Genomic DNA, 12950 nt, shown 5'->3' on the forward strand with positions numbered 1-12950 from the left:
CAGTTCATCCGGAAATCCTCCCGCCATCCATGAAAGCCATCGTCTGCGAAACTTTTGGGCCGCCTTCGTCGTTGCGCGTCGCCGAGTTGCCGTCGCCCGAGCCGGGTCCCAAGCAGATCGTCGTGACGACGAAGGTCGCGTCGGTCAACTTCCCTGATGCGTTGATCATCGAAGGGAAATATCAGTTCAGACCCGAACCGCCGTTCGTGCCCGGCTGCGAGCTAGCCGGCATCGTGAAAGCGGTCGGCGCCGACGTCGCGCGCGTGAAGCCCGGCGACGCTGTCGCCGCCATCGTGCCCACAGGCGGCTATGCGCAAGAAATTCTGCTCGCCGAGCACGACGCGATCCCGCTGCCGCCTGGGCTTGGCGAGCGCGAACTGGAGAGTGCGGCCAGCTTCATGCTGACTTACGGCACCTCGTATCACGCATTGAAGGACCGCGCGAAACTGCAGGCGGGCGAGACGTTGCTCGTGCTCGGCGCGGCGGGCGGCGTGGGGCTCGCGGCCGTCGAGCTGGGCAAGCTGCTCGGCGCGCGCGTGATCGCCGCGGCGTCAAGCGACGACAAGCTCGCGGTCGCGCGCCGCCACGGCGCCGACGAGACGATCAACTATGCGACCGAGGATTTGCGCGCACGGCTCAAGGCGCTGTGCCCGACGAGCGGCGTCGATGTCGTCTACGATCCGGTCGGCGGTGATCTCGCGGAGCCCGCGCTGCGCAGCGTCGGCTGGAACGGCCGTTATCTCGTCGTCGGCTTCGCGGCCGGCCAGATCCCGAAGCTGCCGCTCAATCTGACGCTGCTCAAAGGCAGCGCGATCGTCGGCGTGTTCTGGGGCGAGTTCACGCGACGCGAGCCGCAGCGCAACATCGAAAACATCAAGCAGCTATTCGCATGGCTGCGCGAAGCCAAGCTCCACCCGTTCGTGTCCGCACGCTATCCGCTGTCGCAAGCACCGCGCGCGCTGGAAGCGATGCTGGCGCGGCAAGTCACCGGCAAGGTCGTGATTCTGCCTCAGCAAGTGGAGTGACACGGCCAGCGGCCGGCGACGAAAGTCGGCGCTGCCGTGAGCAAGCCGCACTGCACGGCTCGTTTCGGATGCCGAATCGCGTCACGCCGCTTGACCGGTGTTCAGCGCGATTGCGCCGCGCCAGCTTCGCGCAACGAACGCGTTTCGTAGATTTTCAGATGGTTGTATGCCACACGCAATAGCGAAATGGTCGTGCCCGTCTGCTCGGCATCGCCACCGCGCGCGAGCAGATCGCCAATCACATGATCCGCTTCGACACGTGCGTGCTGCTCGACGTCGCGCATCATCGATGCAGTCAAATCGGATGGCGTCAACAACATCTTTCGCATGCGCGCGACGAAATCGCCGCTCGGCTCGTAGCCGTTGCGCCCGGCCAGCGCGCTGCATTCGCCCAGCATCGTTTCAAGCAAGCGCTTGCCATCCGGAGCGCTCAAAATATCGCCGATCGAGCCGCGAAACAGTGATGTACTTGCAGCAAGCGTCGCGAGAAAGACCCATTTCTCCCACATGCGCGCAATGATCGCTTCGCTCACCGTCACATCGAAGCCAGCGCCGCCGAGCGCATCGGCCACCGCCTGCGCGCGGGCGGACACGCCGCCATCCAGTTCGCCGAGCGACACGGCATGAAGGTCGTTCAGATGCACGACATGCTGCGAGCCATCGAGCGCGGCGGCAATGACGCACAAGCCGCCCAGCACCCGCGCCCGCCCGAACTTCGCCTGCAATATGTCGAGATGGCGCATCCCGTTGAGCACTGGCAGAATCAGCGTGTTCTCGCCGACGAACGGCGCGAACGACGCCATCGCATCGTCCAGGCTATACGCCTTGCAACTCAGGAAAACAAGATCGAACGATTCGTGAGAATCGCCCGCCTGAATGGTTTTGACATCGGTAAGCGTCAGATCGCCGCGTGGGCTGCGAATCACAAGGCCATCGCGTTTGAGCGCCTGCGCACGGGCATCACGCACGAGAAACGTCACATCGCGGCCCGCCGCCACGAGGCGCCCGCCGAAATAACCGCCGGTCGCGCCCGCTCCCACCACCAGAATTCGCATGGTTAAAAAATCCTCGCTGTATCGTCATTTGCATCGAAAGCGCCGAAGCCGTTTCGCGATGCATGTGAGCGAGAGGGTAGCGCAAATCGCCGACGCGCGATTGATCCGGGCACGGTGAATCACAGTAAAAACGCCGCAATAAAACCGCGGAAGATGCCGACGCGGCGCTTGTGCACGGATCGACCAAGCCCTGCCGCTACGATTGCGCCATCTCGAGCGCGGCGATGCTCTGCCCGACGCACACTGCGAGACTGGCACTCGCTGCCCGCAGTTCGGTGCTCTCGTTGCGATTTTCCGCTCAGATTTTCTTTTTATAGGCAGGCAGACTATCCCCCAAGCGCGCGCCCATTTCCGCGCCGAGTGCCTGCAATCCACTCAGCGGCCGCACCATCACCTCGAATTCGACAATCTTCCCGTGCTCGTCGAAGCGGATCAAATCGACCCCCTTCAAATTCTTGTCGCCCACGCGCGCGCTGAATTCGAGCGCAACATTCAAACCATCGTCGGTAGCCCACTGACGATGATAGGTAAATTCCTCGAACACCTTGATCACCGTATTCAACGCCAAAACCAGTGCCTGTGCCGATGTATAAGCCGAGTTCGCCATCGGCGAGCGAAACACGGCATCCGGATGAACAATCGTTGCAAGCTCGCTCAAATCACGCTTGTCGATCATTGCGTGCCACTGCTCGAGCGAGGGCATGACGCACGGTTGAAGGCCCCTGGGCATCTGAGTCATGACAATCTCCAACATTGGATTAACAGAATGAATGCCTGCTCGCGCGACGCGTCGGATCAAATCGTCGCGCCAAGCCAAGCGCCTTGATGGATCGCGCGTTTCGCATCAAGCTCCGCGGCAATGTCCGCACCGCCGGATCGTTTCCTCCACCTCATCGGCCATCAGCGCGTGCGGCACGAACGGGTTGGTCGGCGCCTTCAGCGCGCTTGGCGCAACCAGCGCCGGCTGGTAGGCGTAACGGCCGAAATGCAGAATCTGCATCGCGACCGCCCCGCCTTGTTCATGTACAGCGCGCGTGACGATCCGATAGCACTCCGCTTGCGCCTCGGTGGTCAGCATCGCGCTGCCCGGCGCAGGCCGGCCGCGCTCGTTCGGCGCGATTCCGCCCGTGACGATCAAGCCGGCCTCGCCGCGCGCGCTGCGCATAGAACGCCGCCATCCGTTCGAACCCATTCGGCGCCTCCTCGAGGCCCACGTGCATCGAGCTCATCACTACGCGATTCCTGAGCGACGTGAAACCCAGCTCAAGCGGTGCCAGCAAATAGGGATAGAAGTTCATCGGAGGCACGCCTCTTTATGCAACAAGTTGCACACATACTACGCTAGCCAAACTTGCTTATGCAATCAGTTGCAATTTGAGGCGGAACCAGGGATTACCCGAATTTTGTTCAACCTGCTGCTCCGCCTCATCGACGCCATGAGCCGCCGATTCCGTGCAACGTGTTCGCGGGCCGGGCAGCGCCGCTGCATCGTCTGATGAGTGCCGTTCGACAACCGCAGCGTGAAGTCGGCGCGATGCGCGCATCACACGCGAACCGATAAACTGCGCTCGTCGGGCCCAGAATTCGGCAATCAAGAACTGGCGCTCGAAATGCCGATGCAAACCGACGCGGCCGGCGCGCCGGAACTCAATTGCGAAACCCCGGATCGAATTCCGTGCCGCGCACCGCTTGCGCCAGATAGTCGACGAACGATGCGATCCTCGCGGAAATAGCCGTATTCCGGTAATAGACTGCGTTGACCGGCTGCCGCATGTCGAGCGTCTTGCCGGCGAACAGTTGGACGAGGCGGCCTTCATGCCGGTCATGCATCGTCATGAAATCGGACAGACAAACGATACCGTTCCCATGTAGCGCGAGCTGCCTGAGTGTCTCGCCGCTCGACGAGCGGATTGTCGGCTCGGCGCGATACGGTTCGCCATCCGGCCCGGCGATCGGCCAGAGATTCAGCGACTCCGGCTGATTGAAACCGAGCAGCACATGCTTGCGCAAAGCGTCGATGCGTCGCGGATGGCCATGCGCTTTCAGATAGTCAGGACTGGCGAGGATTCTCACCCGGCTCGCGCCGATCAGCTTGCCGTGCAAGGTCGAATCCTTCAGCCGGCCAATGCGAATCGCGACATCGGTGCGCCGCTCGAGCAAATCGATGATGCCCTCGTTACTGTTCAACTCCAATTCCACCTGCGGATAGCGTGCACGGTAACCCGCAACGAGCGGCACGATCACGTGAAGCATGAACGGCGTCGCCGCATCGATTCGCAGCCGTCCTGACGGATGGTCCCGCCGGGCGATCATCCGCTCTTCGGCCGTATCCACCGATTCGATGATCGCGCGCGCGTCATGCAGAAACGCGCGCCCCTCCTCGGTCAATTCGAGCCGGCGCGTGGTCCGGCGCAGCAGCGTCGTCCTCAGCTTCTCCTCGAGCCTGCCGAGCGTGCGGCTGGCCGCCGAAATCGTCAGGTCGAGCTGCTGTGCGGCCGCCGTGAGCGAACCGGTATCAACGACGGTCACGAACGCCTGCAATTCATCCAGCGTGATCTTCATTCTTGATTTCAAATCAAAATAATTTCATTTATAGACGTATTTTTTTGCAAAAGTAAAGCAGGCACACTCAGCCCGTCTTTGTCGGATCACGAGGCGCTTGCCGGTGCGATGCCGTTCGTGTGGACGACCGGCGCGGCTGCAGCTGCGGCTCGCATCGCTCGAATGTTCGCCCACATGGCTGCACTGCCATGCGTCGCCACGAAATCAACGCTCGCGCCAAACCCGCTATGTTTTCGCCGATAACCCGCTCAAACGCCTTCGCATTTCGTTCGCCAGCACAGGAATCCATCGCATGAATCCGTTAACTTCCACTCGCCCCACCTCGCGCAACGCTGCCGCGTTGCCGCTCTTCGCGCTCGCGATCGGCGCTTTCGGCATCGGGACAACCGAATTCTCGCCGATGGGCCTGCTGCCCGTGATCGCGGATGGCGTTCACGTTTCGATTCCCACAGCCGGCATGCTGATCAGCACCTACGCGATCGGCGTGATGGCCGGCGCGCCGCTGATGACGCTCGCACTCGCGCGCTGGCCACGGCGCACCGCACTGATCGCGCTGATGAGCATTTTCACACTGGGCAACCTGCTGTCGGCGATCGCACCGAACTACGCAACGCTTCTGCTCGCACGACTCGTCACCAGCCTCAACCACGGCGCATTCTTCGGGCTTGGCTCGGTCGTCGCGGCAAACTTGGTGCCGCGCGAACGGCAGGCGAGCGCGGTCGCGACGATGTTCATGGGCCTGACGATCGCGAACGTGGGCGGCGTGCCGGCCGCCACTTGGCTCGGTCATGCGATTGGCTGGCGGATGTCGTTCGTGGCGACCGCCGGACTCGGCGTGATCGCGATGCTCGGTCTGCTCGTCGCGCTGCCGAAGGGCGAAGCCGGCAAAATGCCGAATCTGCGCGCGGAACTCACGGTGCTGACCCGCCCCGCAGTGCTTAGCGCACTCGCGACTACGGTGCTCGGCGCTGGCGCGATGTTTACGCTCTACACCTACGTCGCTCCGACGCTCACGCAGCTCACCGGCGCGACGCCGGCGTTCGTGACCATGATGCTGGTGCTGATCGGCATCGGCTTTTCGATCGGCAATGTGGCCGGCGGCCGGCTTGCCGATCGCTCGCTCGACGGCACGTTGATCGGTTTTCTGCTGCTGTTGATTGCGGTAATGCTGGCATTCCCGGTGCTCGCCGCGACGCATGCGGGCGCGGCGGCAAGCCTGCTTGTGTGGGGCATCGCGACATTCGCGGTTGTGCCGCCGCTGCAAATGCGCGTGATGCGTGCCGCGGCCGAGGCGCCAGGTCTCGCGTCGTCCGTCAATGTCGGCGCTTTCAATCTCGGCAATGCGCTCGGCGCGGCGGCGGGCGGCGCGGCGATCTCAATGGGCCTGGGTTACGCCGCGGTGCCGATCGCCGGCGCGTTGATTGCCACAGCGGGCGCCGTGTTCGTCGGCGCGCAGATCGCGCGTCGGCGACGCCCGCGCCCCACGGCGCAGGTCGGAAGCATTTCATGTTCCACGCTGGCGGACCGCGATTTCGATTTGAGGTAAAGCCGGCGACCGGCGGCGCGCGGCAACGCGCCGCCTCTATCTGTTCAGTCCCAATTACCGGGACTTTAGGCCCTCCCCCAATCTCCAAAAATATAACTATTTTTCGCAATCAAATTGCCGAACATATGTGAACTCATCCCCATCCGCTTATCTTATTCATAATTAAATTGAAATATATACTCAATAATTCAATAAAAATTGACAATAAAAATCAGAGCACTCGACTTATAAATACGAATCGATCAATCGTCAGCACTCCAGATTTACCCAGTTTCCCGATAACAAAAATATCCGCTTCGCCTTCCACCCGCCGGCACTCGCTCATCTTCTCGAGCACAATGCATCGACATCCGCGATGCTCATGACACTGCGAACCCAAACAAACGTTGCAGGCAAGGCAATCGGCATAAGTCCGCGCCCACAAAACGGGATTCAAAAAAAGCGCCGGAATATTTCGCTGAAATCAGTCAAGCGCAATCACGCAGGCGGGCCGCCAGCCTCACAACCGAAACATGGAGTGCCAAAAAAAAATCTCGGTTTCGTCGCCTGAAAATGTGTAAAAAAAAAGGCGATTGTCAGATAACAATCGCCAAAACCATCTGCTGGTCCTACAGGCCACCCGAAGCAGATGGGACACGGTCATGCCGACCGCGCCTAAGGCACCCGGGGCAAAGTAGACGTTCGAGCCTGAAAGCGGTGCGCGATTCAGGCGGCCACTTCTACGGATTGCACTGGAATATTCGTAGCGATACGTCACGCCACACTACCGTCGCACTGCTCGGCGGCCCGAAACCCGACAGAGTTTCAGCCGGCAATCCACAGTGGCGACCAATGTCGGCCGATTCGCATCTCGCCGGTGTTCGAATCAAACTACACGGAAAACAATCGATAACACGATTTTCACGCATTCTTTTGGTCATATTTAACCTCAGGCGTTTTCAGTGGCACCATCATGAACGCCTGCGTCAAACACTCGCGGGATTCCATTTCCTGGCTTTTTGTTTGTGCTACCAAAAACTGTCACTCACCTGCACGCTGAAGTAGCAATAGGCAATTTGGCGCCCCATTTCGGCGGCAGCGCATCAATGGGACGAGCAGCGATGAACCATCATGCCGTGCATCGGTAGCCGTTGCAAATATGCAATACCTATCCCAAGGGAGATAATATGTCGGAATTAACAATCCACCAAAACTGGCAATTCTGACAGGGTAGAGTCCATCTGTAGTCGGGCAAACGGGGGACCCGGTTTGGCGCCTGCCGCCGATGTGCCTAACGTGCCCAAGCCAGCCAAATGACTAGCCGCACGCGCGGCATCAAATACGAGTCAAACCAACCGTATTATTTCCTATTTTTACATAATAGCGCTGCGCACGGCATTCATTAATTTACGCCTCAAACGCGCGCATGCTGGTTTGGCCAGCTTGCGGCGGCGCTCGGGATCTCGCAGCCGGCGCGGCGCACTGCATTAGCAAGCCGGTATATTCCAGTTCTGCAAGCACATCGCATGCGGTATTATTGAACGCCCATAAAAATATTCAGGCATGAACCGTGACACGCACGGCAGATTGTTTCCGTTGTGTTACGAATCAAAATACCGAAGGCACGCGCTTCTTCGGCTTAGACCACTCACCAAACCGAGGTGCCATGGAGCTTGGCCAGCCATCCAAATACGAGTCCACTTACAACGCCGAGAGGCTCTTCGCCATTGCACGCGCGGTGAAGCGCGAAGAAATCGGCATCATCGACCCATTGCCGTTTTTCGGTTTCGACATCTGGAACCATTACGAGGTGTCCTGGCTTACGCCACGCGGCCTGCCGCGCGTGGCGATCGCGACGGTCATCGTCCCTTGCACGTCGCCGAACGTCATCGAATCCAAATCGATGAAGCTGTATTTCAACACCTTCAATAACACGCCGTTCACGGACCGTGCCGAGGTCGAGCAAATCGCCTCCCGCGATCTGTCGCGCTGCGCCGGCGCGCCCGTCTCCGTCACGCTCGAACCGCTCGAGTATGCACCGGCGCTGCGAATTGGCGCACCGCTCGGCACGTCGATCGACGAGCAGGACATCGCGATCGATCAGTATCATGCCGACCCGCAGCTTCTGTCAGTGCATGACGAACATGTCAGCGAGACGCTTTACTCGAATCTCTTGAAATCCAACTGCCTCGTCACCGGACAACCCGACTGGGGCACCGTGTCGATTGCCTACGAAGGCCGGCGCATCGATCGCGCGGCGCTGCTCAAATACGTCGTGTCGTTCCGCAACCACGAGGAATTTCACGAGCAATGCGTCGAACGGATCTTCAAGGACATTCAGAATCGATGCGCGCCCACGCGGCTGACGGTGGCCGCGCGCTACACCCGACGAGGCGGTATCGATATCAATCCGATACGCAGCAGCGTCCCCCTGAACGAAGCCCCGAACACGCGACTGGTTCGACAATGACCCTGCACCGCAAGCCGACCATGGAAACCGCTTCTCACGAAATCGAAGCCGTCATCGAACCATCATTCGAGAACGGCGAGTTGCAGGTGCTGGTGCGGGTGCGCGATTCCGGCGCCACCTTCAAGATGTCGCCGCGCGAGTTGAACAAGAAAATGTGGCTCGATAAATTCTCGCGTGAGGATGTCGCGCATATCGGCTTTCTCAACGCGGCCATGTATACCGACCGGCTGGTCCCGCTGTCGTATTTTCCGACGCGCAAACATCAACTGACGCCCGCCGTTCTGCTGCTCGCGCTCGTTTATGTAGGCTTCCTGATGTTGTCCAACGTGACGGGCGCGCGCGTGATCGAGATCAAGCTCGATCTGCAGCCGCTGTTCAATCCCATCAGCTTCGGGATTCCGGCCGCGTTGATCGCGTTTCCGATGACTTACGCGTTCAGCACGATCATCACCGAGGTGTATGGGTATCGCGTCAGCCGCATGGTGATCTGGGGCGGCCTCGCCGTGAACCTGATGTTCGTCATCGGCACCTGGCTGCTGTCGCTGCCGCCGGGCCTGCCAAGCTGGGAGGAGCAGAACCCGACGCTCGCCGCCGCCTATCCGGCGCTCGCGCTCGAGTTCGCGCGAACCTTCGTCGCATCGACCGTCGCGTATTTCTGCGGCGAGTTCATCAATACCACGTTTCTCGCCAAGCTCAAGATCGCAAGCGCCGGCCGCTATCTGTGGGCGCGCATCGTTTCCAGCACCGGCGTTGCGATCGTGATCGACAGCACGTTGTTCTGCATGATTCTGTTTTGGGGCCGGCTGCCGGAACAGGTCGTATTCACGATGATCGGCGTGCAAGTCGCGGTCAAACTGGCTTACGAATTGTTGCTGTTGCCCGCCGTGATCACCGTGTCGAAACGGCTCAAGCAAATGGACCAGATCGATTACTACGACTATCACACCAGCTTCAATCCGTTTTCGTTCAAGGATTGAGCAGGCGTGATTCCGTCACGACGCCAAGCACCGCCACGCCGTTGCCGAACGCGTTGACCGTTTCCGTGTGCGAAGCTGTGATGTCCTTGAGCCAGACAGTGTCGCCATCCTTGATCACGCGATACAGCGTCGGCTCACGGCCCTTGAGCGCGGCGACAACGACTTGCGCGTCGCGAAACGTGGTTTCGGGCTCCACGATCACGATCGAGCCGACGCGAAATCGCGGCGCCATCGACGGCTTCGTGCGCACCGCAAACGTGCCCGAGCGACGCGGCGTGTCTACGTTGACGGACCGTGTTTTCCGGGCGGCATGATTGCGCGAGAAATCGAGCACCTCGTCCCATTCGAGCAACGGAATGGGATAGACGCGCTCGCTATGAAGCAGATATCCCACGGTCGATCCGAGCGCATCGGCAATCGCCAGGATAGTGCCGATGCGCGGATCTTCCGTAGTCATCGACAGCACCCGGCTCAAAGTCGCGGGCGAAATTCCGGTTCTACGGGCCAAATCGGCATCGGTGAGACCTTGTTGATGCATCAGCGCGCGGATTCTCGCGACCATCAGAACCAGCCGTTGGCTCGTTTCCATATTGCGTATTCGCCCCCTTGGCGATTCCTGCCCTTATTCGGGCCACCCCTGCTGCGTATTTCAAACGACACATTCCAGTTCACGCCCCCGCATCCATCGGGCACTGCCGATATTTTAGAGATAGGCTGAACACCCGTCCGCTTTATGGCGGCCAAAGATGTGATCGTACCCTATCAAATCGTCCATGCGAATGAAACCTTTATTGCTCCCGCACCACTGAACGGGCCTGTCCAAGAGCGGCACGCCGGTTCATTTGGGGACGCAACCCCGTTTTCGACGGGAGCGAGACGACGCGGCCGGCAGCACGCGGGGACGAAGAATGCGGCATCAGCCGAATGTATCGAAAGTCAGCGCTGGCGGGACCTCGATCAACCTCGATCAAATTGAACGGCGACGCAGATTGATCGCATTATCAATAACAGCGCAAACGCTTCAACACTGCATGCGGCGATGCGGAAAATGCGGACCTCGACGCATCGATTGCGGAATGCCGGTAAATAAAAACGTGGGGCTTGGAAAATTGCCCACGGCCGGCAGTAACCCCCTGCCGGCGACACGGCGCTCACGCCGGATTCGTCGTGATCTTGGCGGTAAAATACGGCCGCTCTACGCCCGCCGTACCGGTTACGAGCCGAGCGCCGTCGAACGACCTCGCGCGACACGGCGCATGATGGTGAACCGAGTTATATGGATGGTCCATCAGCAGCCGCTGACAATCGCAAGCTGCGGCAGTTCGCGACAAACGCAAACGCTGCGTTCAAGCTACGCCGTTACTGCGGCATGATCCTGCGCATCGCCAATGCATTCGACGGCAGTCGATGCTTGGACGCACGAATTCTTGCGTGAATGCAAACCGGGCTGCATGCAAGAACGCCGCAATGCATGGGTTAAAGCCGCGCAACGATGCGCGCAGCAGCGTGTCGAAAAGCATGGCAGTGCGAAGCATGGCGGCGCAACCCGTGAATCACGCTGCGTCCCGATCAGCCGCAAGCCGGTGGCTCGGTCCACCGCCGACGCGGCGAAACCTCAATTAGCCGACGCTGTGCAAACGCGGCTCGAACGGTTTGACGTCCTCCTGCGCCACGACGCGCAGCGGTGCAGGACGGCCCGCCTCCTGCAGCAGCCAGCCGGTCAACACGGCAACGTCCGATTCATTGCAGGTATCGCCGTTTTCGATCAACACGTAACTGCCTGAATCGACGGTGCAGTCCGCAAACAGTTCGACAAGGCGCCCCTGCCGCAGCAATCCGTCGATAAGCGGGCGCCGGCCGATCGCGACGCCGTGTCCGTCGACGGCCGCTTGAACAAGTTGATCGTACTGGCTGAAATACAGCGCCCCGGCCGGACGCAGGCGCGGCACGCCAAGCTCCTTCAGCAGATTGCTCCACGTGTACCACGGCCGCTCGCCGCGCGCATCGTCGATATGCAACAGCACGTGCCGGCTCAGATCGGCCGGCGTGCGCAATTCGCCGTACCCTGCAATCAGGCTCGGGCTGCCGACCGCCACCACCGATTCGCGAAACAGCACACGCGCATCGGATGTCGAAGTTTGCGCACCAGCGTAGCGAACCGCCAGATGCAAACGTTTGCGCTTCAGATCTTCGATTTCGCTGGTTGCGGAAACGCGAACATCGATATCCGGATGAAGCATGCGGAACGAACCGAGCCGAGGAATCAGCCAGAGTGCGGCAAACGATACGGTGGTCGACAGAGAAATCGAGCGCTGCCCGACACACGCGGACAGCTCGCCAATCGTCGATTCGATGTCCGACAGCGCGATCGAGATCGCGTCGTAAAGCGCCCGTCCCTTGTCCGTCAAAGTCAGCGCGCGGATATGCCGGTGAAACAATTCGATGCTGAGTTGTTCCTCGAGCGCTTTTACCTGTCGGCTCACCGCCGACTGCGTGATGTTCAGTTCCTGGCCCGCTCTCGTGAAACTGAGATGCCGGGCGGCACACTCGAAACCTCGCAAAAAATCCAGCGAAGGCATGTTTTTCAAACGCTTGGAACTTCTCATCCGACTACCTCGCAATTTCCCCGTTTATTTCGATGGCGGAGTCTGTCTGTCGCGATGACCTCATTCAATTTCTAACAAGTGCGATCCTACATCTATTCAATTCGTCGAATCATTCTCAATTTCAATCGCGGCGATTGAGATTAACAATTTAATCTATTGACAAGCAAGACAATACCGTTTCTCGAAATTCCATTAAATCATATCATTTACATTTTGAAGGAATATTACTCAAATGACTAACCAATCGACAACAGCAAGCGCCCACAGCAACACAGTGGAACTGGTTCCCGGCCGTTATATTTTGGTTTCCAAATATTGAGAATGGAATTTAGAGAAATTCTTAATTGACCGGATCAATACGCACTTATTCGACTAAACTAGCCAGCAATTCCAACTAAACTAATAAACCATACAAAATTCAAACAAATTTATTTCAAATACAATAATATTAAGCGCTCGCTTCATTTCCATGATTGCACCGCCATTCTCATATTCGGCATCGGCATCTCGCATATGCCCATTCGATAAACTCGATGCTCACACATATAATTAGACAGCCTTAGCAAAATCGAACGATTACTCGGCCTTTTTTAATTTGTCCGTAATTTATATTGCGACGGGGCGTCGCAAGGCCGTCACGCCATGTCCGACACGCGGGAGGTCACTTCCTTCCGGTAGCGGTTAAGCTCCTGCGCGGTCGCGAACGTGCGCTCGAACAGCACCGACAGGT

General features: G+C 59.2%; 10 protein-coding genes and 2 pseudogenes. 4 read left to right on the forward strand and 8 right to left on the reverse strand.

Going from position 1 to position 12950, the window contains the following annotated elements; genetic code table 11:
- The first annotated feature begins 29 nt into the window (after positions 1-29).
- Positions 30-1025, forward strand: a complete 996-nt coding sequence (locus WS68_RS19205) for an NADPH:quinone oxidoreductase family protein (RefSeq protein WP_059572256.1) — start codon at positions 30-32, stop codon at positions 1023-1025.
- Positions 1026-1126: 101 nt separating this feature from the next.
- Here the strand turns inward: WS68_RS19205 and panE are convergent, their stop codons facing one another.
- The 5 genes and pseudogenes from panE to WS68_RS19230 form a co-directional block, all read right to left on the reverse strand.
- Positions 1127-2080 carry a 2-dehydropantoate 2-reductase gene (panE, locus tag WS68_RS19210; protein ID WP_059572257.1) on the reverse strand — a complete coding sequence of 318 codons (954 nt, stop codon included), beginning with the start codon at positions 2078-2080 and terminating at the stop codon, positions 1127-1129.
- Positions 2081-2378: 298 nt separating this feature from the next.
- Positions 2379-2819 carry a nuclear transport factor 2 family protein gene (locus tag WS68_RS19215; protein ID WP_059572270.1) on the reverse strand — a complete coding sequence of 147 codons (441 nt, stop codon included), beginning with the start codon at positions 2817-2819 and terminating at the stop codon, positions 2379-2381.
- 117 nt (positions 2820-2936) lie between these two features.
- Positions 2937-3378 (reverse strand): annotated as a pseudogene (locus WS68_RS19220) (oxidoreductase); the annotation flags it as partial.
- A gap of 57 nt (positions 3379-3435) precedes the next feature.
- A complete protein-coding gene (locus WS68_RS19225) occupies positions 3436-3675 on the reverse strand; it encodes a hypothetical protein (RefSeq protein WP_156429580.1) in 240 nt (79 codons plus the stop codon).
- Positions 3676-3727: 52 nt separating this feature from the next.
- A complete protein-coding gene (locus WS68_RS19230) occupies positions 3728-4642 on the reverse strand; it encodes a LysR substrate-binding domain-containing protein (RefSeq protein WP_059572260.1) in 915 nt (304 codons plus the stop codon).
- A gap of 292 nt (positions 4643-4934) precedes the next feature.
- Here WS68_RS19230 and WS68_RS19235 point away from each other — a divergent pair, with 292 nt between their 5' ends.
- The 3 genes from WS68_RS19235 to WS68_RS19245 all read left to right on the forward strand — a co-directional run bounded on the left by WS68_RS19235 (position 4935) and on the right by WS68_RS19245 (position 9614).
- Positions 4935-6188 carry an MFS transporter gene (locus WS68_RS19235; RefSeq protein WP_059572261.1) on the forward strand — a complete coding sequence of 418 codons (1254 nt, stop codon included), beginning with the start codon at positions 4935-4937 and terminating at the stop codon, positions 6186-6188.
- A gap of 1645 nt (positions 6189-7833) precedes the next feature.
- Positions 7834-8637 (forward strand): NADPH-dependent 7-cyano-7-deazaguanine reductase QueF, encoded by an 804-nt coding sequence (gene queF, locus WS68_RS19240; RefSeq protein WP_059572262.1) that lies wholly within the window; start codon positions 7834-7836, stop codon positions 8635-8637.
- Between the two features lie 20 nt (positions 8638-8657).
- On the forward strand, positions 8658-9614 hold the full coding sequence (locus WS68_RS19245; protein WP_231753064.1) for a queuosine precursor transporter: 957 nt from the start codon (positions 8658-8660) through the stop codon (positions 9612-9614).
- Here the strand turns inward: WS68_RS19245 and WS68_RS19250 are convergent.
- From WS68_RS19250 to WS68_RS27850, 3 genes and pseudogenes are all read right to left on the reverse strand, one after another.
- Entirely contained in the window at positions 9604-10203 is a 600-nt protein-coding gene (locus WS68_RS19250) for a helix-turn-helix domain-containing protein (RefSeq protein WP_059572264.1), read from the reverse strand. The genes WS68_RS19245 and WS68_RS19250 overlap by 11 nt on opposite strands.
- Before the next feature lie 1030 nt (positions 10204-11233).
- On the reverse strand, positions 11234-12220 hold the full coding sequence (locus WS68_RS19255) for a LysR substrate-binding domain-containing protein (protein ID WP_059572265.1): 987 nt from the start codon (positions 12218-12220) through the stop codon (positions 11234-11236).
- Between the two features lie 635 nt (positions 12221-12855).
- Positions 12856-12950 (reverse strand): annotated as a pseudogene (locus WS68_RS27850) (ferritin-like domain-containing protein); the annotation flags it as partial.

Source organism: Burkholderia sp. TSV86 (genome assembly GCF_001522865.1).
Lineage (GTDB): Bacteria > Pseudomonadota > Gammaproteobacteria > Burkholderiales > Burkholderiaceae > Burkholderia.